The sequence below is a fragment of the Streptomyces sp. AK08-02 genome (assembly GCF_033795085.1).
GTDB lineage: Bacteria > Actinomycetota > Actinomycetes > Streptomycetales > Streptomycetaceae > Streptomyces > Streptomyces echiniscabiei.
In genome coordinates this window covers 525,706-552,510 of sequence record NZ_JARAZV010000003.1, presented here as the reverse complement: position 1 = coordinate 552,510, position 26,805 = coordinate 525,706, and the positions used below count along the sequence as shown (strand labels likewise).

Genomic DNA, 26,805 nt, shown 5'->3' with positions numbered 1-26,805 from the left:
CCGACAACGCGTCAACGTGCTGTTCGCGATGCTCCGCGACGGCACGTTCTACGAACCCAGAACCCCACGCCTCGCTTGACCAAAGACATAGAGGCACCCCCCCGTACCTCGTCACCGCAATGTGTCGGCGATCGACGTGATCGCCTGCGGCCCCACCCGGCAGCACCCGCCGATCAGCCGCGCCCCCGCGTCGCGCCAGCCCGTCACCTGACCGGCCGCGAAGGTCGAACTGCCGGTCCAGGCGCGGGCGTCGGCGTCCCAGACCTCGCCGCTGTTCGGATAGACCACGACCGGCTTGCCCGTCACCCGGGCCGCCAGTTCCACGGCGCCCTCCACGTCCTCGGGCACACAGCAGTTCACGCCGACGGCGACGACCTCGTCCGCCGCACCGGCCAAGGCGAACGCCTCCGCCAACGGCTGCCCGGCCCGTGTCCGCTCCCCGGCCACGCTGTACGACAGCCAGACCGGCACCCCGAGCCCACGCACCGCGCGCAGCAGGGCCTCGGCCTCGTCGGCGTCCGGAACCGTCTCCAGGGCCAGCACATCGGGCCCTGCGGCGGCCAGCACCTCCACCCGCGGCCGGTGGAAACGCTCCAGCTCCGCCACGCTCAGCCCGTACCGCCCCCAGTACTCGGAGCCGTCCGCGAGCATCGCCCCGTACGGTCCCACGGACGCCGCCACCCACAAGGGCCGATCCGTCTTCGCGCGGCGCGCCGCCTCGCGGGCCAGCTCCACGCTCAGCCCGAGCAGCTCGGCGGCCCGCTCGCGGCCGATGCCGCGCTTGGTGAAGCCCTCGAAGGTGGCCTGGTAGCTGGAGGTGATCGCGACGTCCGCGCCCGCCTCGTAGTAGGCGAGGTGCGCGTCGACGATCGCCTCGGGCTGCTCGACGAGCAACCGCGCCGACCACAGCTCGTCGCTCAGATCGTGCCCGGCGGACCCCAACTGGTTGGACATGCCACCGTCGAGGACGAGGGGCGCGCCCGAGGACAGGGCGGCGGAGAAGGAGGCGTCGGCGGAGGAGCGGGCGGCTTCACTGGTCTCGCTGGTCATGCCCCGACGCTAGTCGACGGCTGCCACCGACGGCCGCATGTGTCCAGTACATGAACAGATGGACCACAATGTGGGATGGCGCGTTACGATCACGCCCTCCCCACACCCTCCCCGTCCCTCCCCGCCCACCGGAAGTGTCATGACTGCTCCAAGCACCACCGAGGCCGGCGAGCCGGAGCTGACTCCGACCGCGCCCACCGAGGCCACGCCCCGCCGGACCTTCGGCCTGGCCGCCGCCACCGCGCTCGTGATGGGCAACATCATCGGCGGCGGCATCTTCGTCCTGCCCGCCACGGTCGCCCCGTACGGCTCGATCAGCCTGCTCGCCTTCCTGGTCCTGTCGATCGGCGCGGTACTGCTCGCCCTGCTCTTCGGCAAGCTGGCCCGCCGCAGCCCGGTCACCGGCGGCCTGTACGTGTACCCGCGCGACGCCTTCGGCCCCTTCGCGGGCTTCCTGTCGGCGTGGTCGTACTGGACGATGACCTGGGTCAGCATCGCCGCCCTGGCGGTGGCGGTGGTGGGCTACGTCGACGTACTGATCCCTCTGAACGACAGTCACGCCCTGGGGGCGCTGGTCGCGATCCTGGCCCTCTGGCTGCCGGCCGCCGCGAACTTCGCGGGCACCCGGTGGGTCGGCGGCGTCCAGATCGTCTCGACGATCCTCAAGTTCGTGCCCCTGTTGGTGGTCGCCACGGTCGGCCTGTTCTTCATCGACACGGACAACTTCGGCGCGTTCAACGCGTCGGGCGACAGCGTGCCCGGCGCCCTGGCCGCCTCGGCCGCGCTGCTCCTGTACAGCTTCCTGGGCGTCGAGTCGGCGGCGGTCAGCGCGGGCGAGGTGAAGGATCCCGAGCGCAACGTCGGCCGCGCGAGCGTCCTGGGCACACTCGGCTCGGCCCTCGTCTACATCCTCGGTACGGTCGCCGTCTTCGGCCTGGTCCCGCACGACAAGCTGGTCGACTCCGGTGCTCCCTTCGCCGACGCGGTGAACGCGATCACCGGCGGCAGCTGGGGCGGCACGGCCATCGCGCTGGTGGCCGTCGCGTCGATCGTCGGCTGCCTCAACGGCTGGATCCTGCTCGCCGCGCAGATGCCGTACGCGGCGGCCCGCGACGGTCTCTTCCCGGCACCGTTCGCGAAGGTCGGCAAGGGTGGGGTGCCCGGCTTCGGCGTCTGGGCCTGCGCGATCCTCGGCACCGTCCTCATCGCCTTCAACTACACGGCGGGCCCGGACACCACGTTCCGTGTCCTGGTCCTGATCACGACGTTCACGGGCTGTGTCCCGTACCTTCTCTCGGCGGCGGCCCAGCTGTACTGGCTGGCCAGGGGCTCACGCGACCGCGTCCGCCCGGCGGGCCTGGTCCGCGACCTGATCGTCGCCGCTCTGTCGTTCGCGTTCTCGTTCTGGCTGATCGCGGGGGCGGGGTATGCGGCGGTGTACCAGGGGGTGCTGTTCCTGTTCGCGGGGATCCCGGTGTACGTGTGGATGCGGGGGCGCCGGTCGGCGGAGGAGAGCGACGTGACGGAGAACGCGGCGGAGGCTGTGGCCTAGCCGGGGCCGGAGGATGTCGTCCCGCACCCTCCGCGGAATCGAATAGGTTGACGAAACGCTCGCATGTTACTTGCCGGTAGGAGATGATGGCGGCCGACCATCCACACGGCAGATGCTGAGGCACCGGTGACGACTTTCGATGAACGGACCATCGTGCACGCTTTCCGGGACGACTCCCTGGGAGAGCACGACGCCGTCGGTCTCGCCGAGGCGATCCGGCGGGGTGAGGTGTCCCCCGCCGAGGCCGCCCGGGACGCCGTGGAGCGGGTGCGGGCTGTCGACGTGCGGCTGGGCGCGGTCCAGACGCACGTCGACAGCCCGGCGTACGCCGCCGGAACGGGAGGTGCCTTCGCCGGGGTGCCGACCTTCGTCAAGGACAACACCGACTACCAGGGGCTGCCCACGGGGCACGGAAGCACCGCCTTCCGGCCCAGGCCGGCGCGGCGCCACGCACCGTTCGCCCAGCAGCTCCTGAGCAGCGGTGTCACGGTGCTGGGCAAGACCCGGCTGCCCGAGTTCGGGTTCAACGCGACCACCGAGTACGACGGTGCGGAGCCGGTGCGCAACCCATGGAACACGGGCTACTCGGCGGGCGGTTCGTCGGGCGGCAGCGCGGCGCTGGTCGCCGCCGGAGCCGTGCCGATCGCACACGCCAACGACGGCGGTGGCTCGATCCGTATCCCGGCGGCCTGCTGCGGACTCGTCGGCCTCAAGCCGACCCGTGGCCGCGTCGTGGGCAGTGACCTGGGCCGCCGGCTGCCGATCGACATCGTCTCCGACGGAATCGTGAGCCGTTCCGTGCGGGACACCGCCGCGTTCCTCGCCGCCGCGGAGACGTACCGGGGGAGTTCCGCGCTGCCGCCCCTCGGTCTGGTCGAAGGACCCTCGGAGCGACGGTTGCGCATCGGGTTCCTGCTGGACTCACCGAACGGAGCCCACACCGACGCGGCGACCCGGACGGCGGTCACGGACACGGTGGCCACACTCGAACGGCTCGGACACACCGTGGAACCGGTGGAGTTCGACATGGACCCGAACTTCACCGGCGACTTCCTCACGTACTGGGGACTGCTGGCCTTCCTCCTCGGTGCCACGGGCCGGACCCTCGGCGCGGACTTCGACCGGCGCCGCATGGACGGCCTCAGCCGGGGGCTGCGCGAGGACTATCTGCGGAGCTGGCGGCGGACTCCCGGCGTGCTGCGACGGCTGAAGCGCACCAAGGAGGCGCACGCGGCGTCCTTCCGGCAACTCGATCTCGTGCTGTCGCCGGTACTGGCCCACACCACGCCACCGATCGGCCATCTCAGTCCGAACGTTCCCTACGCGAAGCTGATCGAACGGCTCCTCGCATACGTGGCGTTCACCCCGCTCGACAACATCGTCGGCACTCCGTCGATCTCCCTGCCCGCCGCGAGCGCGACGACGGACGGGCTGCCCATCGGCGTCATGTTCTCCGCGCGTCCCGGAGGCGAACGGAAACTGCTGGAGCTCGCCTTCGAACTGGAGGCGGACCGCCCCTTCCGGCGCATCCAGGACCGGTGATACCCGGTCCGGGGCCGGTCAGCGAGATCCGTCGACAGATCCCAGGGCCCAGACGTGGAGAGCGTTTTCGGTGGCGGAGTGGGTGCACCAAGTGCCGTCGCCGAGACCCGCAGGGGGGCCGGACACCGGTCGGGGGTAGACCAGCTCATCGACGATTCGCACAAGAGCGGTGTCGACGAGCCAGTGCCGTCCCGGGCCGAATTGCTCGTCACTCTCGACCGTGGCCACGACGACGCCGGTCTCGTCGATGAAACCGCCCTCATAGTCGAAGAAGACCCCGGCCTCGTCGTCCTCGGAGTCCGCTTCGGGATGCCGGGGAACCGTGTCGGCATCGAACTCGGCTTCCACGCGGCCATCGTCGACCCGATGGACGGCAAGGTGGTCCGGGTCGTGGGTCACGGTGAGCAGCCGGTCGCCGGACGGGCTCACCGACATCAGGACGCGGTCATCGTCGCCGAAGCGGTCGACGACCAGGCTCGCTCCGTCCCGGCGGCCCCACCTGAGCGGGCTTCCGTCCTGGCCCTCGCCGATGCTCAGGCCCATCCGGCCCGGGTCCGGTGACGCGACGTGAACTGATCCCGCAGCCGCGGTGTCCGTCCGGGTCCGTGCCCGCACCGACCCGTCCGTAGTGTCGATCACCAGCCATTCCTCGGCCGTCTCGTCGCCGCCGGGGCGGTCCTGTTCCAGCGGGCCGCAGATGTGCGCCCACACGAGTTTCCCGTCCGCGGAGAAACCGGCCGAGCCGCTGCTCGCATACCGGTGATCACCGTCGTCCGCGTACTCCTCGAACGCCGAGTGTCCCGCGCAGCCCGCCCAGCACCGGTGCCTCAGCTCCCAGCGCACACTCCCCGACCGGTCCACGGCCCGCAGCGCGTGCATCCCCGCGAAGACGGCCAGGTCCCCGGCGGGGGACACCGCGGCCCTGCCGAACCTGCGGGGCCAGGGGGCCGGGAAGGACACCTCCGGAGCCGTCGACCAGGTTCCGGGCGACTGCTCGATCTCCTGAACGACCAGTTCCGTGTCGCCCTGCTGGACCAACAGCCGTGCCGTGGCCGAGTACGCCAGGTAGGGGGCGTCGTCGACTCGGGAGAAGGCACGAGGGGCGGCGAGCGTGGCCACGAGGCGAACGGGCTGAGGCACAGGGTCTCCCGGAGGGCAGGAACTGAGCCTTTTCCATCATCGGTCGAATTCGATGTGCGGATCTCCTCGACTCGCTCGCTTTCGGCGGTGCTGGCCGTGTTGCCGGATGCCGAGTGGTGGGCGGAAGGGAGGAGAAGCGGCTCGTCGGAGCGTGGGGATGATCCATCCGCCTTCTTGCCTATCCGGCTGCGAGGCTGGGCTGAGGCACCGGAGACGGTGAAGCCATTCCTCCAGGCGGTTGGCGACAGCCCAGCGACGGTGCGATGGGACTTCAACGCCTGGCCCGAGGCTCCCGAGGTAGGTCTGGGAGTGGGCGGTACCCGCGGAGCATTCGTCACGCTGTGTGTCCATGCCCGAGACCTCGACCTCTACCTCGAGGAGCCTGCGGCCGACTGCACCGTTTTCGTCCACGTCAAGCAGGTCGAGGCCGAACGTGCACCGTGGCTAGCAGCCCAAGTCGGGTTGCGGGTGATCGGCGACTTGGTGATGGCGCCGTACTGAGAAGGCTGTGGCACCGGTGCGTCGCTGCCGGGATCGTCCCAGTGGGGGATGCACGGCGGTCGTCAGAAATGCTCAGGCTCTCCTGATGACAGATCGCCGGTCTCGGATGCAGGAGAGGCGCTGAGCAGCCGAAACGACAAGTTGGAAAAGGCTCATTGACGCGGCGGCGAACGGACGTCGAGGTCCGCAGAACGAGCTCCGTGGCGAGCTCGATGCGCCCGGACGCGGGCGGCCGGCCCTCGGCGAGGTCCATGAGCACCCGGGTCGCCTCGCGCCCCAGTTCCTCGAACGGCTGCCGCACCGCGCTCAGCGGCGGGCAGGCCATGGCCGCCACCAGGGTGTCGTCGAAGGACATGACCGACAGATCCCCGGGTACGGCCAGTCCCCGCTGCCGGGCGGCCTCCAGCACGCCGAGCGCCTGGGCGTCACTGGCCGCGAAGACCGCCGTGGGCGGATCGTCCGCCCGCAGGATCTGGAGGCTCGCGGTGAGCGCCTCGGTGTAGTCGAAGTCGGTGGAACGCACGATCGCCGGGTCGTAGTCGATACCGGCCTCGTCCAGCGCGGCCCGATAGCCGTGCAGGCGTGCCGCCCCGGCCAGGGAGTGCGAGCGGCCCGCGACCATGCCGATCCGGCTGTGCCCCAGCCCCAGCAGGTGCTGAACCGCCTCCCGGGCCCCGCTCCAGTTCGTCACCCCGATGCTGGGAATGTCCTGAGAGGGTGCGCTGAGCGGGTCGATCAGCACCACCGGCAGCCGTTGCTCGACGATCCGCCGCTGGTCCTCCTCGGCGAGCATCGAGATCACGATCACGATTCCCGCCGCGCCGAGCGCCACGCACTCCTCCAGCCACGCGGAGATCGACCGCCGGCTCGTCGTCCCCGTGACCACGTCGATGCCGAGCTCACCCGCGGCGTCCACGATGCCCCGGACGACCTCCAGCGTGTACGGGCCGGACAGGTCACGGAAGACGACGATGATCTGCCGGGGCGTCGCCGGATCCCGCTCCCACAGGCGGACGTACCCGTACCGGTCCAGCAGCTCCTCGACCCGGACCCGGGTCGCCGCGCCCACGTCCCGCCGCCGGTGCACCACCTTGGACACGGTGCTCAGCGAGACCCCCGCCTCGGCGGCGACGCTCGTGAGCAGACCGTGCCGCGCTTCCTGGCGGTCCTTGCCTCGCTCTGTCACCCGATGTCCGTTCCGTGCGCCGAACACCGATGCGTCGGACCGCACCGTGCAACCGGCCAGAAATCTCGCCGCAAGGTAACGGGGCCTCGTACACCTGGGCAAGAGCGAAGCGCGCGGCCGTGACCTGCAGGGCGCCCGTTTCCGGACCACCGCGACCGTGAGGGGACGGTCTGGACGGCGGTCCGGAGCGAACGACAGACGACCGCGATCAGGATCGCGGCATCCGGACGACCGCGACCCCGCCCTCCAGATCCACCGTCGTCCGGTTCGGCGGCGCCCCGTCCTCCTCGTCGTCCCGCATGAGCAGCGACGACTGGCGCTCCTTGAGTTCGTTCTGCTTCCCGGGGGAGAAGGTCGCGTGGAGTTGTTCGAACCCGGTTGCCGAAATCTGGCCTTGGCGGGCGCTGTTGCGCCAGGGGAGCCATCCGGCCCGCCCGACCCGCATCAGCAACTGGTCCGCGAAGGCGGTGGCGGTCAGCAGGATGACCAGCCCCGGCAAGGTCATGAAGACGGCGAATCCCATGTCTCCAGTATCCGGAGCGGGGGCCGGCGCCGACAGGCTTCGGCCGCCCCGAATGAGCCAGCTCAGCCCCGCGCCGAGTGCCGTCCACCCCGCCGTCGTCCGTTCCCGGGTCCCCGGACCTTCCGGGCGGCCGGAATCATCAGCCCCGCCAACAACCCGACCGCCATCGCGTACGGCCAGAAGCCGAGCCCCGTACCGGCCGCCGTGGAAACGGAGTCGGTGCTCGCGCCGGCCGCTGCCACCGAGCCCGAACCAGCCCCCGCCCCCGGGCGTGCCCCCGAACCCGCGGTCGGCGACGCACTCTTCGCGACCGCCGTCAGGGCCACGTCGTTGCCGTCGCCGCCCCGATAGGTGATCCGGTAGGCCGTACTGCCGAGCTTCAGCGTGGTGCCCTCCTTCAACCCGCTGAACGCACCGGCCGTCTTCGCACGCCCCGTGTGGTTCAGCAGCGTGATCGTACGGGCGGAGCCGGAGGCCGCACCCAGCGACGACAGGTCCAGCGCCCCGGCCAGCCGCACCGCGCCGCCGACCTTCAACGGCCGCCCCCGAAGGACCAGTTCGCCCTTCGCGGCCTGCGTATAGCTGCCCGAGATCGTCAGCCCGCCGGCTACCACGCCCTCGTTCGTCACCGAGCCCTTCACCGTCCCCGACCCGGTGAGCGTGGTCCCCACGCGCAGCCCCGCCGAGCCCACGTCCAGCCGCGCGCCCGCCGCTGTCAGCCGAACCGCCTTGCTGTGAGCGAGAGTTGCCCCGCCCCTGAGCGCCAGTGTGCCCTTCGTGACCGTCGTGCTGCCGCCGTACGTCACTCCGCTGCCCGTCAGCGTCGTCGTCGCCGCGCCCGACTGGGTGAACGAGCCACCGCCGCTGATCCGCGACAGCACCAGCGCCCTGCTCGTGTTCCGCACCACCAACGAGCCGTCGTTCACGACCCTGTAGAGGGAACCCTTCGTGTACAGGCCGCCGTCGCCGCCCGCCTTTCCGCTGCCCAGGCGCAGTACCGCACCCTTCTCGACCGTTGTCGACCCGTCGTAGTACTGGACCGCGGCGAACGTGACATCGTTGCCGCGCGTCCCCTTGATGACGATGTCCCCGGCACCGGGCGCGGACAGGGTGTCGTGGAACCGGCCGCCGCCGATGGGGGCACCCAGCGTCACCGGGCCGTTGTAGTCGAACGTCAGAAGTGAACGGGATCTCGCGGCAAGCAAGTTGATGTACACCGTCTCGGCCGTACCCGGCATGAAGATCTTGTTCGTCGTGCCGTCGCCCCACTGGACGTTCGCGCCCTTGATGTTGGTGCCGCGCTTGTTGACGTTCTTGCGGGCGGGCGTCCAGTTGAGGGCGGGGTCGCTGAGCGACGGGTCGGTGTCGCCGCCACGGTCCGACCAGCTGTACTGACCGGTCAGCACCACCTTCGAGCCCGGGCGGGACTGGACGTTGATGTCGCTGCCGTACTCGTGCTGGTAGAAGTCCATGCCCATGGTGACCGTCTGGCCGAGCGGCGTGTCGACCGTCCAGGTGCCCTGGTTGAGGACCTTGCGCACGCGGGGGAGCGACGTCGCGAACTCCGGTCGTCCCGCGTTGACCTGGGTGCCGTTGTCGATCACCCCGGAGAAGGCGTGGATGCCCGAGAGATCCCAGGTGCCCCAGAGGAAGCGGGGCTGCGTCACCAGTCCGGCGCCGCTGATCGTGCCCAGGTTGTACGCGCTCTTCAGGGACAGGCGCAGGGTGCCGTCCACCCGGATGTTGTCCTGGTTCAGCCGGAACGCCGGGGTGTTGTACGGGAAGTGGCCGATCAGGCCCGTCGTACCGCCGTTGCCGTACTGGAGGGTGGCTCCCCGCTCGACGGTCACCGCCGGTGGGTCGGGGTTCGTCACGGTGACGTACGGGTGGTTGCCGCCCGGGATGCGCACCTGCTGCCCCTGCCGGGACCTGGGCAGTGTGAAGTCGCTGTCCCTCGTCAGGATCAGGGTGCCCGTGCCGCGCACGGTGAGGGTGCCCTCGCCGCGGAAGACGCCGTTGTACGTCGTCCTCCCGGCGGGCACCCTCACCACCGTGTCGCCGGTGAGCGTGACGTCCCGGCCTGCGAGTACGTCGGCGGTGGCGTCCCGTGGGCCGGCCGCCGACGCGGGCGGCGCGCCGAGCAGAAGGGCGGCCGTCGCGAGGGCCGCGGCGGCCGTCACTGTCCGGTGGGCGGGGCTGGTGGTGGGGGAGTCGCTGTGCACGTCACGGGAGACGGAACGGACCTGCCGGTAATAACAGAAAGTCGCTCACCGGTTTTTGGTCCCCTCCGACCCGTTGACCTTCCCGTAACACACGCTTACCTTTTCGGCGTTCGGAATGACTGATCTTGTTCGTAATTACGAACGTTTCTCGTGTCACCCCCCACATCCGCACACACGCCAACATCTCGTGCCCCACCCCCGAGAGGCAGTCCGCATGAGCCGCGCAGATGACCTGTCCGAAGACTCCGCGCCTTCCGCCCGGAGAACGCTCCTGAAGGGCGCCCTGGCCGCAGGTGCCCTGGTGACGGTTCCCGGTGTCGCCCACGCCGCCACCGCCCCGGCCGGCGCCCACGCCGCCACCGCCCCGGCCGGCGCCCCCTGCGCCACCGCCGCGTACGTCAACCCTCTCGTGCGCAATCGGGCCGACCCCCACATCCACCGCCACACCGACGGCCGTTACTACTTCACGGCCACCGCCCCCGAGTACGACCGCATCATCCTGCGCCGCTCCCGCACCATCCGCGGGATCGCCACCGCCGACGAGTCCGTCATCTGGCGCAAGCACGAGACCGGGCCCATGGGCGCGCACATCTGGGCGCCGGAGATCCACCACATCGACGGCAAGTGGTACGTCTACTTCGCCTCCGCACCCGCCGAGGCGATCTGGGACATCCGTATCTGGGTCCTGGAGAACGCCCACCGCGATCCCTTCAAGGGCACCTGGGTCGAGCGGGGGCAGCTGAAGACCGCCTGGGAGACCTTCTCCCTCGACGCCACCACCTTCACCCACCGCGGTTCCCGCTATCTCGCCTGGGCGCAGCACGAACCCGGCATGGACAACAACACGGCTGTCTGGCTCTCGAAGATGGCCGACCCTGTCACTCTGACGGGACCTCAGATCCGGCTCACCACACCGGAGTTCGACTGGGAGCGCATCGGCTACCGGGTCAACGAGGGGCCGTCGTTCATCAAGCGCAACGGCCGGATCTTCATGTCGTACTCGGCGAGCGCCACCGACTACCACTACTGCATGGGCCTGTTGACCATCGACGCCCGCGCCGACCTCATGGACCCGGCCAACTGGACCAAGTCCCCGACGCCCGTCTTCACCAGCAACGACACGACCAGGCAGTACGGCCCCGGCCACAACTGCTTCACCGTCGCCGAGGACGGCCGTACCGACGTCCTCGTCTACCACGCACGGCAGTACAAGGAGATCGTCGGCGATCCGCTGAACGACCCCAACCGGCATACCCGGGTGCAGAAGCTCGGCTGGAACACCGACGGCACCCCGGACTTCGGCGTCCCCGTCGCCGACACAGAGACAGTCACACAGGCAGGCACGCAGGTCGGCTCACTTTTGGAGAGTGGCTCATGAGACGTGTGTACGCGGTTCTCCTCGCCCTTTGTCTGGCGCTGGCCGGCGCCCTCGCCACCGCCGGGCCCGCCCAGGCCGCGGCCGTGACGATCACCAACGGCACCCAGTTCACCGCCACCAACGGTGACCCCGTGCACGCGCACGGCGGCGGGGTCATCAAGGTCGGGTCCTACTACTACTGGTTCGGCGAGCACCGCAACGCCGACAACACCTTCCAGTACGTGGACGCCTACCGCTCCACCGACCTGAAGAACTGGGAGTTCCGCAACCACGTCCTGACCCAGTCCAGCGCCTCCGAACTCGCCACCGCCAACATCGAGCGGCCGAAGGTCATCTACAACGCTGCCACCGGCAAGTACGTGATGTGGATGCACAAGGAGAACGGCGCCGACTACAGCGAGGCCCGCGCCGCCGTCGCCGTCTCCGACACCGTCGACGGCAACTACACCTGGCAGGGCAGCTTCCGCCCGCTGGACACCCACATGTCCCGTGACATCACGGTGTTCGTGGACACCGACGGCACCGGCTACATGATCTCGGCGGCCCGCGAGAACTACGACCTCCAGATCTACCGCCTCACCGCCGACTACACCGGCATCGCCGCCCTGGTCGCCGACCCCTGGCACGGCGGCCACCGCGAGGCGCCGGCCCTGTTCAAGCGCAACGGGGTCTACTTCATGCTGACTTCGGGCGCCACCGGCTGGAACCCCAACCAGCAGCAGTACGCCACCGCGACCAGCATCACCGGCCCGTGGACCGCCATGGCGAACGTCGGCGACTCGACGACGTACGGCTCGCAGACCGCGTACGTCCTTCCCGTGCAGGGGAGTTCGGGCACCTCCTACCTCTACATGGGCGACCGCTGGGGCAACGCCTTCGGCGGGACCGTCAACGACTCCCGTTACGTCTGGCTGCCGTTGAGCTTCCCCTCCTCGACCACGATGTCCATGTCCTGGTCGCCGGAGGTGACCCTCGACACCGCCACCGGGACGGTCACGGGCAACAGCGCCACGTACAACACGCTGATCGCCCGGCACTCGTCCAAGTGCGCCGATGTCACCAGCCAGTCGCTGTGGGCGGGTGCCCAGATCAAGCAGTACACCTGCAACAGCGGCAACAACCAGAAGTACTGGTTCAAGTCCGTCGCGAGCGGTTACTACCAACTGATGGTCCGCAACAGTTCGTTGTGCGTCCAGGAGAACGCCAGCACGGTCACGCAGGAGAACTGCAGCTCCTCGGCCACCAACCAGCAGTGGTCGCTCACCACCACCGGCTCCTACGTCAAGGTCGTCTCCCGCGCGAGCGGCGAGTGCCTCGACGTGAACGGCGCGTCCACCGCCGACTCGGCCGCCATCATCACGTACACGTGCGGCAGCGGCACGAACCAGCAGTGGACGCGCGGGACATGACGAACAGTCAGGCCGCTAGGCCAGCAGGTCGAGCGCGTCGATCGCCGTCCCGGCGCTGAGGTAGGAGGTCGTCCCCGACCCGCTCACCACGTTGATCTTCAGCACGTTGTACTGACTGGTGTCCGTGAGCCAGGCGCTCGCCGGCACGCTGTAGGTGAACGTGTTGTTGTTCCCCCGGTAGGACCCGTTGGTCAGCGACCGGCTGGTCGGCTGGGTGGGCGGGGAGGGGATGGCCGACGTCCAGGTGTCGTTGACGACGACCTGCGGCCGGCCGTTGGCGAAGGCCGTCGTCACGCCGATGCGCAGGGTGTGCGCGGCGGCGGCCTGCGCCGCGGTCAGCTTGAAGTACACCAGCAGACCGCTGTTGACGTCCTTCCAGATGTAGCAGGGGAACCCCGACGTCTCGGTGCCGCTGCCGACCACCACGTTGCCGGTCCAGGCGGCGGCCCGGACGTCCGACGGATGCGCGTACGTCATCAGGTCGGCGTTCTTGAAGCCGCTCGGCGTGCCGTTCCAGTCGTTGATCCGCCAGATCGCGCTCGCGTTGCTCGGGTCGTTCGTGGACGGGATCGCGATCGAGTTGAGCGTGGTCGTGCCACCGGCGGTGACCGACACCGAGGTGGTGTAGACGGCGAGTTCGCCCTTGAACACTGTGAGCGTGTACGTCCCCGGAAGGGCGCCCGCGATGGAGAAGTAGCCGTCGGACGCGCGGGCCGAACCCCAGTACTGCGCGGCCGAGTTGGCGATCCCGACCGTGTACGCGTACGCCGTGTTGCGCCCGGTGATCCCGACGCCGGCGACCCGGCCCCGGCCGCTCGCGGCGACGTAGCCGGAGATGCCGAGCGAGTCCGCCCAGGGGGTGGTGAGCGTTCCCGCGTACAGCGACGAGGAGGGCGCGCCGCCGTCCGTGAGGGCGATGACGTACGGGCCCTGGAGGCCGAAGCGCTGGTCCTCGGTCTGGTTCTGGCCGTAGTACAGGATCTCGTACAGGCCGCCGCCGTCCGCGCTCTGGTGGCGCAGGAGGGAGCGGTAGAAGGGGCCGCCGGAGGCCTTCTCGTGGTTGCTGCGCACCACGTACAGGCCGACGCTGCCGGTGGTCCAGCCGACGTAGTTGTAGTCGATGACCCGCAGCTTCGAGTAGTGCTTCGAGCGGGTCTGGCCGTCGGACTTCGCGAAGACGTCCGAGGCCTCGATCGTGCTGTTGGTGTACGTGTACGAGTCGGGCTCGTCGTTGAGGAACAGGCCCGCCTTGACCCGCAGGATGAAGCGGGTCGCCGAGACCGACGTGTCGGCCTTGTTGGTCCACAAGTAGACGTTGTTCTCGCCGCTGCGAGCCGCGTAGTAGTGCTTCAGCGTGCCGTAGGTGACGCTGACCAGGATCGTCGAACCGGACTGCTGGATCGTCACGGTGGAGGCACCGAGGCCGGACTCGATGTGCGAGTTGTTGCCGCCGTAGCCCTGGTACTCGGTGCCGCGGTAGACCAGCGAGGACAGGTCGCCGTTGGACTTGCGGACCTTGAAGACGAGGTTGGCGCCGGTGTCGATGACGTAGTTCGTGCCGTCGTCGGTGTAGCCGAAGGTCGCCGCCTGCGCGGTGCCGGGAAGGGCGAGTCCGGCCGCGGTGGCCGTGGCGCCGAGGACGAGTGCACGGCGGCCGAGGTGGAGCCCGGAGCGCCCGGGTATACCGGGTGTTCTGTCGTTGGCTGCGGACATGTGGGGGTGCCTCCTTCGGAGGTGGGGTGCGGGGGGTGTGGGGGGTGTGCGGTGTTCGGAAGACTGACAGTTGAATCGATTTCGCGAAAGGGCTTTCGTTGTAAGGAAGTTGGCAGTTGTGTGAAATCGTGCAGCACTCTAGAAAGCGCTTGCCAGACGATGTACGGTCCTGCCGCTGGGCCTTGTCGAGCGTCGGAGGACTGCTGTGGGAACCGCGATGAGACGTTTCAACCGAGCCGTGCTGGCAGCCGTGACGCTGAGCACCGCAACCACCCTGGCCGCCGTACCCGCGGCGGCTCACGAACGGCCCTCGCACGCCCCGCGAGCCCTGGGCATCGACAACTGCACCGCCACCGCCTGCCACTTCGACGTCGCGCCGGGCACGTACGACGTACGGGTGCTGCTGGGCGGTGAGGCAGCCGCCAGTACGGCCGTCACCGGCGAGACCCGGCGCGCGCTCCTCCCGGAGACCGCCACGGCGGCCGGCGAGCACGTGGCCCGCAGCTTCACCGTCAACGTCCGTACGCCCGAGGGCGAACCGACCGGCGCCGAGGGCACCCCGGGCCTCGACCTGGTGCTCGGCGGCTTGGCGCCGGCCCTGGCGGACATCAGGGTGACCCCCGCCGCCCGCCACACCCGGCAGATCTTCCTGATCGGCGACTCGACCGTCTGCGACCAGCCGGGCGACCCGTACACCGGCTGGGGCCAGGAGCTCCCGCAGTATCTGCGCAAGGGCCTGTCCGTCGCGAACTACGCGGATTCCGGCGAGAGTACGGTCACCTACCTCGCCAACTCCGCGCTCTTCCCGACCGTCCAGCCGCTGATCCGCCCCGGCGACCTGGTCCTCGTCCAGCTGGCGCACAACGACAAGCAGACGGACGAGCCGACGTACCGCGCGAACCTGGAGACACTCGTCGCGGGTATTCGCGAGCGAGGTGGGAAACCGGTATTGGTGACCCCGATCGTGCGCCGCTGGTTCAACTCCGACGGCACCCTGAACAACGGCACCGCCCTGCTGGTCAACGGCCTCGGCGTCGACCACCCGGCGGTGATCCGCGCGGTCGCGGCCGCGCAGAACGTGCCGCTGATCGACCTGACGGCGAAGACCAAGGCGCTGGTCGAGTCCCTCGGCGTCGAAGGGTCCAAGGCGCTGTACCTCTACAACGAGAAGCGCGACAACACACACACGTCCGTCCGCGGGGCCACGGCTTACGCCGAGTTGGTGCGCGACGAGCTGGTGGCGCAGCGGCTGGTTCCGCGCCACGGGGTCCGATAGGGCCACGACAAGAACCCCTGGAGCGTCCCGACCGGAACCGGGGCGCTCCAGGTTCGACAGCGGCCCGCCCCGGCCGGGCCCGACTACTTCGGCGCCGCGACCAGCCGTACGGCGAGGCCCGTGAAGACCGTGCCGCTGAAGATGTCGAGGCCGCGGGCGACGCGGCGGCTGCCGCGCAGCGCCGACGAGAGGCGGCCGGAGAGCAGGCCGATGGTGGTGTCGACGGTAAGGCCCATCAGGACCAGCGTCAGCCCCAGCAGCAGTAGCTGCCAACTCACGTGCCCCAGCGCCGGGTTCACGAACTGCGGCAGGAACGCCACGTTGAACAGGATCATCTTGGGGTTGAGCAGATTGGTGACGGCGCCCTGCCAGAACGCCCGCCGCCGACCCGGACCGGACGGGCCCGATGCCGAGGCCGAGGCCGATGCCGCTGTCACGTCCTCCTCGGTCGCCAGGGGCGAACGGTCGCGGAACGCCTTGACCGCGAGGTACAGGAGATAGGCCGCGCCCAGCCAGCGCAGTACGTGGTACAGCACCGGCAGGGTAGTGAAGAGCGCCGACAGGCCGAGCGCCGCCGACACCGCGTGCACCAGGGCTCCGGCCGCCACCCCCAGCGCGGCCAGCACACCGGTGACCGGGCCGCCGCGTCCGCCCATGGCCACGATGAACATCATGTCGGGCCCGGGAGCGACGCACAGGGCGAAGGCGGCAGCCAGGAAGGCCGCGTACAGAGAGGGATCCACCATGGTGGTCATGCTCTGCGGTACGCGGCGAACCGTCGATCGAGTTTCGCGGGCCGAGACGCACGCGGTCCTGCCGGTGCGGCCGGTGCCGGTTCAGAGCGCCAGGCGGGCGATCCGCAGCGTCGACGCGGTCGGGGACGCGCCCGTCAGCGGGGTCGCGTACGACGGGGTCACCGGTGCGTACGCCCAGGTCAGGGAGCCGTCCTTCAGGGCCGCTATGTCGCCCGTGATGCGTGCCTGTACGACCTTGTCCGGTGTCTTGAAGGCACCGTTCCAGTCGATCAGCCGCAGGTGCGTGCCCGTGAACGTGCCGGTGCAAGTGCCGCTCGCGCACTTGGCGTTCTTCAGGGACTCCCAGGACACCAGCAGCCGGTCCTTGCCGTACGGGGCGACGCGGACGTTGACGTGCTCGGTGCCCGGCGCGTTCGTCAGGTAGATCGCCTTGCCCGCGGGCGAGTTGCGGTTCTTGAGGAACGACACCGCCACCTGGTGCGTGCTCCACCTCGGCTTCACCGTCCAGCCCCGGCCGCTGGAGTCGTCCGGGTTCTTCGCGGCGGAGGCCGAACCGCGCGAACCGTAGGCGGTCGCGTAGCGGCCCGTGGACGACTTCACCAGGTCGCCGGTGCGGCCCGGGTACGTGCCGCCGCAGTAGCCCGCCCAGCACTGTTCACGCTGCACGGCCGGCGCGTTGTCGGGGGCGCCGATGCCCGTCGACACGAACAGGCCCGAACGCCAGTCGTCGAAGCAGAGGGAGGTGAAGGCACCGGTGGCCTCGGCGTGCAGGGCGATGCCCTCGTTGTGGGAGCAGCCCCAGCCCCAACCGCCGCTCAGCTTGGCGCCCTTGGCGCTGAGGTACGACAGCTTGTCGCCGAAGTGACCGTCGGCGAAGCCGCCCGCGCCGTGCACCACGAAGTAGGCGCCGTACTTGGTGCCGTTCCAGGTGAGTTGACCATCGAGGGTCGGGGACGTGTCGTTGGACGCGGTGCCGGTGAGCTTGGTGCGCCAGGCCTCCTTGCCCTGCGAGAAGCGGACGAGGGCCGCAGCCGTCTCCTTCCACTTGTTGGTGTCGGCGACCCGGGTGAGCAGCGCGAAGCCGTCGTTGTGCGCGACCAGCCCACCGACCTCCTTGGCGCCCTTGACGATCGCGTCACCGCCCGCGCGCTTGCCGGCCGAGGTCAGTGGTGTCACATGCACTCCGTCCGACGCCGGCCAGGCGACCCGCAGTGTGCCGTTGGGCGCGACCGCTGTCGCCGTGCGCGTCCACTCCCGCGTGTTGTTGTAACCGGCGGACAGATAGGGGAACTTGGCCGGCAGCGTCACCGAGGTGTTCGTGACGGCGAGGGTGGGCGTGGCGGGCGTCGTCGCCGCTCCGGCCGTCGCGTACCAGGCACCGGCGAGCAGACCGGCCGCCGCGAGGCCACCGATCAGCGGCTTGCGTGCCGCGTGGGTGCGACGGTGGACGGGGGTGCGGGGGAGTGGTGCTGAAGTCATGCCCGTCTGTTGCCGTGGGGCCGGGAAAGGTTGCCGCGGGGGCTTCACCCTCGGCGCTTGTGATCTCGCAGAAACGGGTCACCTGGACCCGGCGACGAGAGAAGCGGAAGCAGGTGCCCATCTCGTACTAGTACGCCGCTACGAGGACGCCGAAGCGGTCGCTCGGAACGTACTCGGGCAACTCGGTCACTTGGACCGGCCGGTGTCCAAGGGCACGGTGACCGTCAGCCGCTCGGGGTCGTTCTGGGTCCACCCGGTGCCCCCGCCGGTGAGGGGACGCAGGAAGTACGTACCGCCGGAGACGTCCGTGACCATCCCGGTCCGGCCCGCATCCTCGTCGTGGACCTCGTCGCCCACCCACGCCTTGCCGCCTTTCACTTCTCGACCTCACAGTGCAACTCGCCCCAGACCCGCTTTCCCCACCGATGGAGGTCCGTTCCCCACCGGTCTGAGAGGGAGTCGATCAGGACGGGGCATGGCTGCGTTGAAACGGTCATCTGAACCTCAGGGGTGTCGGCGTACGACGGCCTCGCTTCAGTCAACGGCTGTGCACTGCTGCCGAGGAGGAAAAGTCAGCCCCGCGTGCATCCCGGCCAACCGGAAATTTCCTGCCACTCAGGTCTACTGACGAGGTCAAGTGGCTACCGTGGGTGTGTGGAGGGGAACACGAGAGCCTCATCAGCGCCATGGCTGAGCTGGGCCTCAAGCAGGGCGAGTCAGCCGAGGCCGTTAACGACTTCCTGCGTGCTCGCGGGTACGACGGAACAGTGAGCGACTGTACGGTCCGGAACTGGCTGACCGGAAAAACCGCTGGCCCCACCCCCGCCAGAGGGAAGCCTTGAGAGCAGTATTCGGATGTACGGCCGAAGGGCTGGGCTTCGGTCCGCCCGAGGCAAGATGCCCCACCACCGAACCGGAGTCATCTGTGAGGCGCAGGAACTTCCTCACCGCCACGACCGGCACGGCCGCCGCCGTGATCGTTCCCGACTCCCGCCCGGCCTCCGTCGGCAGCTCCGACGTGATCCGCCTCCGTTCCGGCCTGGACGCCCTGATGGAGCTGGATGACAGCAGAGGGGGCCACGAGGGGCTTGAGCAGGCTGCCCTCGCAGCAGCGGACGAAGCCCTCGACAGGCTGTCCAAGGCAGCCTCACAACGGATGAGGCTCCGCCTGTTCTCCATCGCCGCCGACTACACAGCCACCGCCGCTTGGTCCGCCCTCGACGCCCGCAAGTTTGTCAGGACGAACGAGCACCTGAACCGGGCCCTGTACCTCGCCGGCATGGCCAAGGACCCCGTCGTGCAACTGAGGGTCTGGAACTCCTACGCGATGCTCGCCCACCAGCGGGGGTCGCACACCCAAGCCGTGGACGCCGGGTACGCGGCACAGTCCACCACGATCACCCGCAGGGACCCGTTCTTCTCGTCCCTCGCTCATGCAAGGACCGCCATCGGGCACTCGAACCTCGGCGACCGACAGGCCGCCATCCGCTCCCTCGGCCATGCCCAGGAAGCCCTGGGCAAGGCGCCTCCGGAAGAGCCTCGCCCTTCCTGGATCGCCTTCTACGGGCCGGCCGAACTCACCGCGATGACCGCGATCGTCCGCGACCGGATCGGCGACTCCGCACAAGCCGAAGCGGCCTCCCACAAGGCGCTGAGCGGCATCCCCAGGCAGTTCCGCCGGAACCGGGCCCTTGCCACGACACGGCTTGCCCTCGCGCAACTGCACCAGCGGGACATTGACCAGGCGTGCGCTACCGCTTCCAAGGCGTTCGATCTGATGGCGGGCGACCCGCTCCCCGGACGGATGCGGTCTCTCCTCGGTGACTACTACCGCGACTTGATCACTCTTGCGCCGGATGCGGATGTCGCACGAGAGTGGGGAGACCGCTACCGAGCCGAATGGAGTCGATCTTGAGTTCCGCAGATCTGGTCGTCCGCCGCTTCACGCACGCTGACCTCCCGAAGATCCGCCAGACGCTGATCGACGTGCACGCCGACGCCTACGCGGACGCCACGGACGACGAGTTCAACCAACGCTTCCCCTGGTTCGTCGATCACTGGGGGAACAACTCCGCCTTCGACTGCGTGATCGCGTACGACGGCGACGAAGGGGTGGCCTTCGGGTACGGGGCTCCGGCGAACCCGTACCGCGAGTGGTGGCGCGAGCATCTGAAGCCCGCCCCGAAGGAAGACCGGACGTTCTCCTTCTCGGAACTGGCCGTCCGTACGAACTACCGGAAGACGGGCGTGTCCGAGCTGGTCACAGGTGCCCTTCTGGAGGAGCGGGACGAGGACCTCGTGGTCCTGCTTGTCGACACCGAACACCCCCGAGTTCAGGCGATGTACGAGTCCTGGGGCTTGCGGAAGGTGGGCGAGCGGCAACCCTTCCCGGACTCCCCGGTGTATGCCGTGATGCTCGCTGAACTGCCGCTACCGTAGGTCCTGAAACGACAAGAAATCCCCCCTCTCGGCCGGAGCCTTCGGCGGGCGCCGAACCGTCGCGCCCCTACCGTGGCTGGATGACCGCTTCCGTGTCCCCCTTCGCCGCCCTCCACCACCGCGACCAGCCCCTCCTCCTCCCCAACGCCTGGGACCACGCCTCGGCCGTGCTCCTCGCCGCGCAGGGGTTTGCGGCGATCGGCACCACGAGTCTCGGTGTCGCCGCCGCAGTCGGACTGCCCGACGGTACGGCGGCGACCCGCGACCACACCCTCCAACTCGCCCTGAACCTCGGCACGGAGGACTTCCTGCTGTCCGTCGACGCCGAGGGCGGATTCAGCGAAGACCCGGCCGAGGTGGGGGAGTTCGCACGGGAGCTGTCCGTGGTCGGCGCCGTCGGCATCAACCTGGAGGACGGTCTCGGGCCGGCCGGCCCGCACGCCGAGAAGATCGCCGCCGTCAAGGCCGCGGCCCCGGGCCTCTTCGTGAACGCCCGCACGGACACGTACTGGCTCGGTGACCCCGGGTCCCCCACCCTGGCCCGGGACACGATGGCTCGCCTCGACGCCTACCGACAGGCGGGCGCCGACGGGCTGTTCGTACCCGGCCTGACCGACCCGCGCCGGATCGCCGCGCTGGTGAGGAGCCTCGACGTCCCGCTCAACATCCTCTACTCGCCCACAGGCCTCACGGTCGCCCAACTCGGCGACCTCGGCGTACGCCGCGTCAGTCTCGGCTCGCTCCTCTACCGGCGGGCACTGGGCGCGGCCGTGGAGGCGCTCGGAGACATCCGGGCGGGGCGGGTGCCCCCGGGCGCGGCACCCACGTACGACGAGGTGGTGGGGCTCGGCCACCAGCGCCACGGTTCCCCGGTGAAGGGGATCAGCCGACCGGAGCCAGCGTCTCCCGGAGCCTCGCCGCGAACTCCGCCGGGTGTGTGAGCAGCCCGAGATGCCCTCCCGGGAACTGGCGGGCGGCGCTTCCCGTGCGGCGGGCGAGGAACGTGGCGGTGCGGTGCAGGAGTTGGCCGGCCGAGTCGATGCCCATGGCGACGGTGAGCCGGGGAGACGGGGCGGAAAGGGCGGCGAGGTCGGGGGTGTAGGAGGTGAACGGGACCAGGACGCGGGTGAGGGAGATGGCCATGGGGGTCGCGGACTCGTCGGTGGGGGAGGGAGGTTGGCCTTCCGGATCCGGCTCCTTGGCCAGTTCCTGCTGGGTGGGAGCCCGTTCCTCCAGGCCCGCCGTCATGCGGGCCGAGGCGGCCTCGACGCCGCGGGCGCGGTAGGTCTCGCGTACCTCGGTGAACATGGCCTGCTGCCGCTCGGCGTCCGGCAGGACCGCGACGACCGGCGGCTCGTGCGCGACCACGTGACGCAGTCGGGCAGGGTACCGGGAGGCCAGGTCGAGGGCGGCGATCGCGCCCGCGCTGGTGCCGAACACGTACGCGGACTCCCCCTCGGGAAGCACCGCGTCGAGCACCCGGGCCGCGCCCTCGCTCCACCACTCGACGCGCTGTTCCTCGACGGGCTTGCCGAGTTGACCGTGGGCGAGGCCGAGGGGGTCGTAGGTCACGACGGTGAAGCGTTCGGAGAGAAGGGCGACGGGGTTTTCCAGGCCCATGGGGTGTCCGGCACCGCCGGGGATGATGAGGAGGACGGGGCCGGAGCCGCGCACGTCGTAGTGATCACTCATTTTCCCGAAGCTACCGGTTGGGAGGTCCCGGAACGGAATGATTTTCCGGACGTGTTGGGGGATGCGCGTGCGGGCGGACCCGGAAACGGTGTCCGCCCACACAACAGCAAGGCCCGTCAGGGGAGTTGGCCGATCAGCCGATCGGCGCGTACACCACGCCCAGCTGGTCGATCTCGTCGGCCGAGCGGCCCGTGAAGCCCACGATCTGCCAGCCCGACGGTGCGGTGAACGTCGCCGCGTTCGACGTGGCCGTGCCGGCGGTCAGGGTGCGGGCCTTGTCCGTCGTGAACGCGGCCGAGAAGATCCTTGTCCGGCCGTCTTTCTGACCCTGCGTCAGCTTCACCGAGGTGAGGTGTTCGCCGGACGCCAGGGTGAGGGAGGAGGCGGTGCCGCCCGTGCCTCCGTGGGTCAGGGTCGTGCCGCCGTCCAGCGTCAGGGACACCGCGTCCAGGCGGGAGCTGCCGCGCAGGGTGAGTGTGCGGGGCGAGGGCGTCGTCGGCAGGTCGTCGGCATCGGAGAACGCCGTGCCGTGCGGGCCGCCGACGAGGTCGCTGGCGCGCAGCTTCGAGGGCAGCGTCCAGGAGAAGTCGACCGTGTGCGGGAAGTGGTCGGAGAGGTTGCCGCCCGCGGAGTCGAGGAAGTTCGCCCACTCGTTGCTGTAGCGGGTCGCGGAGAGGTTCACGAGCTTGCTGCCGCGGTAGAGGACCTTGTCGACGACCTCGCAGCCGTTCGTCGGGGCGGTCTTCGGGCACATCAGCGGCTCGCTGCCCTGGACCGGCGGCGTACCGCCCTTGACCAGCTGGACCCAGGCGTCCGTCAGACCGTTGTCCGACACGAGCGTGCGGATGTTGTCGGGCGTGCGCGTGTACCGGGTGTTCGTGTCACCGGCGACGATCACCGCGTTGCCCGCGGAGTTGGCCTGGATGAAGGCCGACAACTGCGAGATGTTGGCCCGGCGCGCGGCGTACGCCTCCTCGGAGTCGTCCGCGTTGGGGTGGGCGTTGTAGACGTCCACGTAGACGCCCTCGGCGAGTCGCACTCGGGCCAGCGTGAAGCCCTTGGGGGTCAGACAGTTGGTGCCGGTGCACTTGGCCCACTTGACCCGCTCGAAGTCCTGGAAGGCGTAGTCCGAGAGGGTGTTGAGACCGTCGCCGAAGGGCACTCCGCCACTCGTCGCCGTGCGGTTCGCGTGGTTGTCGTTCGCGTACAGCGCCGCGTGGTAGTTGAAGTCCTCCTGCACGTTGACGATGTCGTACGTGCCCAGACGCGGCGATATCAGCGGGGTGTTCACCTCGGGATTGCCCGAGCTCACGAGGCCCGGGAGGCCCGCGACGTTGTACGTGAGGATGTTGAAGGTGCCCGAGGCCGGAGCCGCGGCCTGCGCGGCGGGCGCGGTCGTCGCGGCGAGACCGGCGACGGCCAGCGCTCCGGCGACCAGGGGGCCGATGAGTCTTCTCATGGGGGGTGTCTCCAGGGGGAGTAGGTGAACACTGCTCAGGTTCACGAGCAACAGTGTGACGGGCAAGGGCAGTTGGGGGAACAGTGAGTGGAGTGATGACCTGCCGTGTCCGAGTCGCCCGGCGATCACTCCCCGGTTGAACAAGGTTCATGTTTGACACCGAGTCTCCTCAGGCGACGCACTGTCACGGGCGCCGCGCGACGGAGGGGACGCAGCCATGGGCCACGGGCACTCGCACGGACACGGGGATCACCACCACCATCACCACGCAGACGCTGATGAGGGCGGTACGGGAACGGAGTTGCCCGCGGCCTTCGACGCCTCGGCGCCCGACGAGGCCCTGAGCCCCGAACAGAGATCGCGCCGCTCGCTCCTGCGCAGAGCGGGTCTGCTCGGCGCCGGCCTCGCCGCCACGAGCGTCGTCGCCCCGGTCGCCGCCCCCGCGTACGCCGCCACCAGCAACCGCCGCACCAAGGGCTTCCTGTGGCTGGCGGGGGACCACCACATCCACACGCAGTACAGCAACGACGGCAAGTACCGTGTCGTCGACCAGGTCCGCCAGGGCGCCCGGCACGGCATGGACTGGCTGGTCATCACCGACCACGGCAATGTGACCCACTCGAAGATCGGTGTCGAGAAGGTCAACCCGGACATCAGGGCGGCCCGCGCCGCCTACGGGGACACGCTCGTCTTCCAGGGCCTGGAGTGGAACATCCCGGCCGCCGAGCACGGCACGGTCTTCGTGCATCCCGGCAAGAACGAGGTCTCCGTCCTCAAGCAGTTCGAGACCGACTACGACGGCGGTGTGAAGGGCGCTACCGACTCGACGCCCGCCAACGAGGCGCTGGCCATCGCCGGCCTCGGCTTCCTCGCGGAGCAGGTGAAGCGGCGCAAGGTCCAGGACGTGCTGATGCTCGCCAACCACCCGGCGCGCAAGGGCATCGACTCGCCGCACGAGATCCGCGCCTGGCGCGACGCCACCCCGGGGCGCCGGATCGCCGTCGGTATGGAGGGTGCCCCCGGGCACCAGGCCGCGGGCGTGAGCGCCGGTGTCGGCATGGGCCGGGCTCGTGGTCTGTACGACAACAGTCCGGGTGCGAACTCCTTCGCGGGCTACCCGCTGGAGAGCTACCGCACGTGGGGCGGCTTCGACTGGATGACGGCCACGGTCGGCGGCCTGTGGGACAGCCTGCTCGCCGAGGGCAGGCCCTGGTGGATCACGGCCAACTCCGACTCGCACAACGTCTACACGGACACCGCGGTCCGTGGCCCGAACAGTGACTACGAGGTCAACGGCAGGCAGGACGACCCGGTCTACGGCGGGAGGATCGACCTCACCGAGGGCGACTACTGGCCCGGCCAGTACAGCCGCACCCACGTCGGCGCCGACGGCTTCTCCTACGCCGCCGTCATGGACGGCATCCGGGCCGGCCGGATCTGGGTGGACCACGGCCAGCTGCTCAGCGGCCTCGACGTGCGCGTCTCGGGCGGCGGTCGGTGGAGCACGCTCGGCGGCGCGCTGCACGTGAAGAAGGGTACGAAGGTCACCCTCACGGTCGACGTGGCGGCGGCCGGTGGCTCCAACTGGGCCGGCTTCGTGCCGAAGTTGGCCCGCGTGGACGTCATCCAGGGCGATGTCACCGGCCCGGTCGCGGACCGGGACACCTTCTCGGCGCCCACGGCCAAGGTCGTCAGGTCGTACGACGTGAACCGGTCCACCGGCAGGGTCCGGCTCACCTACGACCTCGGGTGTGTCGACCGTCCGGTGTACGTCCGGCTGCGCGGCAGCGACGGCAACCGGTCCGCCGTCGGCGCGATGGGCGCGCCGGTCGACCCGGCGGGCCCGGCCATCGATGTGGTCGGTGACGCGGACCCCTGGCGCGACCTGTGGTTCTACTCGAACCCGGTGTGGGTGCTCCCTTCGTGACGCCGCCGTACGCCCTCTGGGCCGACACCCCGGTGTCGGCCCTCGGCGCGGCCGATCACCTGCTCCTGGCTCTCGCAGCCGAACTGGCCCTCCCCGAGGGCATGTTCAGCTGCACCCACCTCGTACGCGGCGACCGCCCCCGGGTGGCCCTGTCGTTCACCCTGCCGTCGGAGCCGCTCCTGCGCACCGCCGAGGAGCGGCTCACGGCGCAGGGGTACGAGGTGAGGCGCGGGGTGCCCGACGCGGTGGGTCGGGCGGTGCTCTACCCGGGCGCCGACTCGCTCACCGGCACGCTGACAGTGGGGGAGCTGCTGGCACGGAGCGCGATCGACCGGGTGACGGTACTGGGCACGCCGGGTCAACCACCGTCGGACCAGCGGCTGGTGACGCGTGATCATGTGCGCCCGCACTGGCATGGCGGCCAACTCGTCCTTGCCGCCATGCCCGCCGTCGGCGGCACCCTGGTGCCGTTCGAGGTGCCGGACCCGACACCGTGCTGCGCGGATCACTGAGCGGGGGGTGCCGGCCGCCGCGATCAGGGCACAAGGCAATCCGTCAGGACGAGCACGGGCCGGCCGCGGTGTGGCTGTGCGCTCCAGGAGGAAGGGCAATCCTGACGGGAAAGAAGGGCAGACCCATATCAACGCTTCGTAAAACATGATCAGTTGAAGAGAGCCATGCGATGGTGGCTTCTCCGCCTGTCGCTGCGGAGATGTCGACACGTCGCAAACGGAGTGTTCCATGCAGAAAGTCATCGACCACATCGAAGAACATCGGAAAACGTACGAGAACCATGCGTTCTTCACTCGCCTGCTCACCGACGAATCGCTCCCCGGAGAAAGGCGTCTGGCGTGGGGGCCCAGCGTGGTTCCCTTCATCATGGGCTACTCCGACCTGAACAAGTACGTCTTCCGTAAAGATGAAGGCAGTGCCCGGCCCGATCAGCTGCAGGCTCTTCTGAACGCGCACACCTACGAAGAGGACTTCCACTGGCAGTGGATGCTGACCGACCTGGAGAAGCTGGGGGCCGACAGCAGCATGCCTCTGTCGGACGCCGCGCGGGTTCTGTGGAGCGCGGACTTCAGTCACTCGCGACGTCTCTGCCTGGAACTGGCCGCGCTCGCCGCAGGCGCCCCCACGTACGCCGTTTTCGCGATGGTCGAGTCCATCGAGGCCGTCTCCATCACGATCTTCACCCACTGCCGGGGAATCGCCCTGCAGGACGGTCGCGAATGTGAGTTTTTCGGCACCAAGCACTATCTGGCGGAGGCGTCGCACAGCATTAAATCGCCCGAGGTGGAAGAGAAAAGCCTGCCGTCCCTCGACGACTCACAGCGCGAGGAAGCCAAGCGGGTGGTGGACCGCACGTTCTCGCTCTTCGACAACTGGTCCGACTCGCTCCTGCGGTTCGCTCTCGAAGGCGGGGACCACGAGCGCACGTACGAGAGGGTGATCCAGGAGAGCAAGGACCTGCTGCCGGAGGCCGAGGCAGCGGCCGCTGCCGCCTTCTAGCCTCGATCGCTGCAGGCCAACTGCAGGGCCCCCGGGGAGAGTCACGTTCG

Annotated in this window: 22 protein-coding genes; 11 read left to right on the top strand and 11 right to left on the bottom strand. The window is 69.6% G+C overall.

What is annotated here, in order from left to right:
- Nucleotides 1-111: 111 nt before the first annotated feature.
- Nucleotides 112-1,050, bottom strand: coding sequence for a homocysteine S-methyltransferase (mmuM, locus tag PV734_RS08825; protein ID WP_319289167.1), 939 nt, complete (start codon nt 1,048-1,050; stop codon nt 112-114).
- Between the two features lie 139 nt (nt 1,051-1,189).
- Here mmuM and PV734_RS08820 point away from each other — a divergent pair, with 139 nt between their 5' ends.
- Nucleotides 1,190-2,602, top strand: coding sequence for an amino acid permease (locus tag PV734_RS08820; protein WP_319095763.1), 1,413 nt, complete (start codon nt 1,190-1,192; stop codon nt 2,600-2,602).
- Nucleotides 2,603-2,728: 126 nt separating this feature from the next.
- Complete coding sequence (locus PV734_RS08815) at nt 2,729-4,144, top strand: amidase (protein WP_319289166.1); 1,416 nt, start codon at nt 2,729-2,731, stop codon at nt 4,142-4,144.
- 18 nt (nt 4,145-4,162) lie between these two features.
- Here the strand turns inward: PV734_RS08815 and PV734_RS08810 are convergent, their stop codons facing one another.
- The 4 genes from PV734_RS08810 to PV734_RS08795 all read right to left on the bottom strand — a co-directional run bounded on the left by PV734_RS08810 (nt 4,163) and on the right by PV734_RS08795 (nt 9,716).
- A complete protein-coding gene (locus tag PV734_RS08810; RefSeq protein WP_319289164.1) occupies nt 4,163-5,284 on the bottom strand; it encodes a hypothetical protein in 1,122 nt (373 codons plus the stop codon).
- A gap of 412 nt (nt 5,285-5,696) precedes the next feature.
- The gene (locus PV734_RS08805; protein ID WP_319289163.1) at nt 5,697-6,971 is read right to left on the bottom strand and encodes a LacI family DNA-binding transcriptional regulator; all 1,275 of its coding nucleotides are present in this window, start codon (nt 6,969-6,971) and stop codon (nt 5,697-5,699) included.
- A 208-nt stretch (nt 6,972-7,179) separates the two neighbouring features.
- Complete coding sequence (locus tag PV734_RS08800; protein WP_319095758.1) at nt 7,180-7,494, bottom strand: DUF6191 domain-containing protein; 315 nt, start codon at nt 7,492-7,494, stop codon at nt 7,180-7,182.
- A 62-nt stretch (nt 7,495-7,556) separates the two neighbouring features.
- Complete coding sequence (locus tag PV734_RS08795) at nt 7,557-9,716, bottom strand: autotransporter (RefSeq protein WP_319095757.1); 2,160 nt, start codon at nt 9,714-9,716, stop codon at nt 7,557-7,559.
- A gap of 214 nt (nt 9,717-9,930) precedes the next feature.
- On the opposite strand from PV734_RS08795, the gene PV734_RS08790 reads away from it, so the two are divergent.
- Both PV734_RS08790 and PV734_RS08785 read left to right on the top strand, forming a co-directional pair.
- A complete protein-coding gene (locus PV734_RS08790; RefSeq protein ID WP_319289162.1) occupies nt 9,931-11,094 on the top strand; it encodes a glycoside hydrolase family 43 protein in 1,164 nt (387 codons plus the stop codon).
- Entirely contained in the window at nt 11,091-12,503 is a 1,413-nt protein-coding gene (locus PV734_RS08785; protein ID WP_319289160.1) for an RICIN domain-containing protein, read from the top strand. Before PV734_RS08790 ends, PV734_RS08785 begins: the two co-directional genes overlap by 4 nt.
- A 15-nt stretch (nt 12,504-12,518) precedes the next feature.
- Here PV734_RS08785 and PV734_RS08780 read toward each other — a convergent pair whose 3' ends face one another.
- Nucleotides 12,519-14,216 (bottom strand): rhamnogalacturonan lyase B N-terminal domain-containing protein, encoded by a 1,698-nt coding sequence (locus tag PV734_RS08780; RefSeq protein ID WP_319095754.1) that lies wholly within the window; start codon nt 14,214-14,216, stop codon nt 12,519-12,521.
- Nucleotides 14,217-14,433: 217 nt separating this feature from the next.
- On the opposite strand from PV734_RS08780, the gene PV734_RS08775 reads away from it, so the two are divergent.
- Nucleotides 14,434-15,492: a rhamnogalacturonan acetylesterase gene (locus PV734_RS08775; protein WP_319289159.1), complete on the top strand. Its 1,059-nt coding sequence runs from the start codon at nt 14,434-14,436 to the stop codon at nt 15,490-15,492.
- A gap of 83 nt (nt 15,493-15,575) precedes the next feature.
- Here the strand turns inward: PV734_RS08775 and PV734_RS08770 are convergent, their stop codons facing one another.
- The 3 genes from PV734_RS08770 to PV734_RS08760 form a co-directional block, all read right to left on the bottom strand.
- Nucleotides 15,576-16,238, bottom strand: a complete 663-nt coding sequence (locus PV734_RS08770; RefSeq protein ID WP_319289157.1) for a LysE family translocator — start codon at nt 16,236-16,238, stop codon at nt 15,576-15,578.
- Nucleotides 16,239-16,328: 90 nt separating this feature from the next.
- Nucleotides 16,329-17,726: a hypothetical protein gene (locus PV734_RS08765; RefSeq protein ID WP_319095751.1), complete on the bottom strand. Its 1,398-nt coding sequence runs from the start codon at nt 17,724-17,726 to the stop codon at nt 16,329-16,331.
- Nucleotides 17,727-17,912: 186 nt separating this feature from the next.
- Nucleotides 17,913-18,104, bottom strand: coding sequence for a hypothetical protein (locus tag PV734_RS08760; protein WP_319095750.1), 192 nt, complete (start codon nt 18,102-18,104; stop codon nt 17,913-17,915).
- A gap of 547 nt (nt 18,105-18,651) precedes the next feature.
- Here PV734_RS08760 and PV734_RS08755 point away from each other — a divergent pair.
- The 3 genes from PV734_RS08755 to PV734_RS08745 all read left to right on the top strand — a co-directional run bounded on the left by PV734_RS08755 (nt 18,652) and on the right by PV734_RS08745 (nt 21,106).
- Entirely contained in the window at nt 18,652-19,641 is a 990-nt protein-coding gene (locus tag PV734_RS08755; RefSeq protein WP_319289156.1) for a hypothetical protein, read from the top strand.
- Nucleotides 19,626-20,165 carry a GNAT family N-acetyltransferase gene (locus PV734_RS08750; RefSeq protein WP_319289155.1) on the top strand — a complete coding sequence of 180 codons (540 nt, stop codon included), beginning with the start codon at nt 19,626-19,628 and terminating at the stop codon, nt 20,163-20,165. The genes PV734_RS08755 and PV734_RS08750 overlap by 16 nt, the downstream gene beginning before the upstream one ends.
- 80 nt (nt 20,166-20,245) lie before the next feature.
- Nucleotides 20,246-21,106 carry an isocitrate lyase/phosphoenolpyruvate mutase family protein gene (locus PV734_RS08745; RefSeq protein WP_319289153.1) on the top strand — a complete coding sequence of 287 codons (861 nt, stop codon included), beginning with the start codon at nt 20,246-20,248 and terminating at the stop codon, nt 21,104-21,106.
- Here PV734_RS08745 and PV734_RS08740 read toward each other — a convergent pair.
- A complete protein-coding gene (locus PV734_RS08740) occupies nt 21,048-21,857 on the bottom strand; it encodes an alpha/beta fold hydrolase (protein WP_319095744.1) in 810 nt (269 codons plus the stop codon). The genes PV734_RS08745 and PV734_RS08740 overlap by 59 nt on opposite strands.
- Before the next feature lie 133 nt (nt 21,858-21,990).
- Nucleotides 21,991-23,316: a jacalin-like lectin gene (locus tag PV734_RS08735; RefSeq protein ID WP_319095743.1), complete on the bottom strand. Its 1,326-nt coding sequence runs from the start codon at nt 23,314-23,316 to the stop codon at nt 21,991-21,993.
- 217 nt (nt 23,317-23,533) lie between these two features.
- Here PV734_RS08735 and PV734_RS08730 point away from each other — a divergent pair, with 217 nt between their 5' ends.
- From PV734_RS08730 to PV734_RS08720, 3 genes are all read left to right on the top strand, one after another.
- Nucleotides 23,534-25,243, top strand: coding sequence for a PHP domain-containing protein (locus PV734_RS08730; protein ID WP_319289152.1), 1,710 nt, complete (start codon nt 23,534-23,536; stop codon nt 25,241-25,243).
- Nucleotides 25,240-25,755 carry a hypothetical protein gene (locus tag PV734_RS08725; protein ID WP_319289151.1) on the top strand — a complete coding sequence of 172 codons (516 nt, stop codon included), beginning with the start codon at nt 25,240-25,242 and terminating at the stop codon, nt 25,753-25,755. The genes PV734_RS08730 and PV734_RS08725 overlap by 4 nt, the downstream gene beginning before the upstream one ends.
- Before the next feature lie 229 nt (nt 25,756-25,984).
- Nucleotides 25,985-26,755: a hypothetical protein gene (locus tag PV734_RS08720; protein ID WP_319289149.1), complete on the top strand. Its 771-nt coding sequence runs from the start codon at nt 25,985-25,987 to the stop codon at nt 26,753-26,755.
- Nucleotides 26,756-26,805: the final 50 nt, after the last annotated feature.

Coding starts and splice junctions, on each gene's coding strand:
- PV734_RS08740 (WP_319095744.1), bottom strand. CDS start 21,857: ATGAGTGATCACTACGACGTGCGCGGCTCCGGCCCCGTCCTCCTCATC.
- PV734_RS08800 (WP_319095758.1), bottom strand. CDS start 7,494: ATGGGATTCGCCGTCTTCATGACCTTGCCGGGGCTGGTCATCCTGCTG.
- PV734_RS08820 (WP_319095763.1), top strand. CDS start 1,190: ATGACTGCTCCAAGCACCACCGAGGCCGGCGAGCCGGAGCTGACTCCG.
- PV734_RS08790 (WP_319289162.1), top strand. CDS start 9,931: ATGAGCCGCGCAGATGACCTGTCCGAAGACTCCGCGCCTTCCGCCCGG.
- PV734_RS08745 (WP_319289153.1), top strand. CDS start 20,246: ATGACCGCTTCCGTGTCCCCCTTCGCCGCCCTCCACCACCGCGACCAG.
- mmuM (WP_319289167.1), bottom strand. CDS start 1,050: ATGACCAGCGAGACCAGTGAAGCCGCCCGCTCCTCCGCCGACGCCTCC.
- PV734_RS08735 (WP_319095743.1), bottom strand. CDS start 23,316: ATGAGAAGACTCATCGGCCCCCTGGTCGCCGGAGCGCTGGCCGTCGCC.
- PV734_RS08765 (WP_319095751.1), bottom strand. CDS start 17,726: ATGACTTCAGCACCACTCCCCCGCACCCCCGTCCACCGTCGCACCCAC.
- PV734_RS08785 (WP_319289160.1), top strand. CDS start 11,091: ATGAGACGTGTGTACGCGGTTCTCCTCGCCCTTTGTCTGGCGCTGGCC.
- PV734_RS08775 (WP_319289159.1), top strand. CDS start 14,434: ATGAGACGTTTCAACCGAGCCGTGCTGGCAGCCGTGACGCTGAGCACC.
- PV734_RS08730 (WP_319289152.1), top strand. CDS start 23,534: ATGGGCCACGGGCACTCGCACGGACACGGGGATCACCACCACCATCAC.
- PV734_RS08770 (WP_319289157.1), bottom strand. CDS start 16,238: ATGGTGGATCCCTCTCTGTACGCGGCCTTCCTGGCTGCCGCCTTCGCC.
- PV734_RS08750 (WP_319289155.1), top strand. CDS start 19,626: ATGGAGTCGATCTTGAGTTCCGCAGATCTGGTCGTCCGCCGCTTCACG.
- PV734_RS08780 (WP_319095754.1), bottom strand. CDS start 14,216: ATGTCCGCAGCCAACGACAGAACACCCGGTATACCCGGGCGCTCCGGG.
- PV734_RS08720 (WP_319289149.1), top strand. CDS start 25,985: ATGCAGAAAGTCATCGACCACATCGAAGAACATCGGAAAACGTACGAG.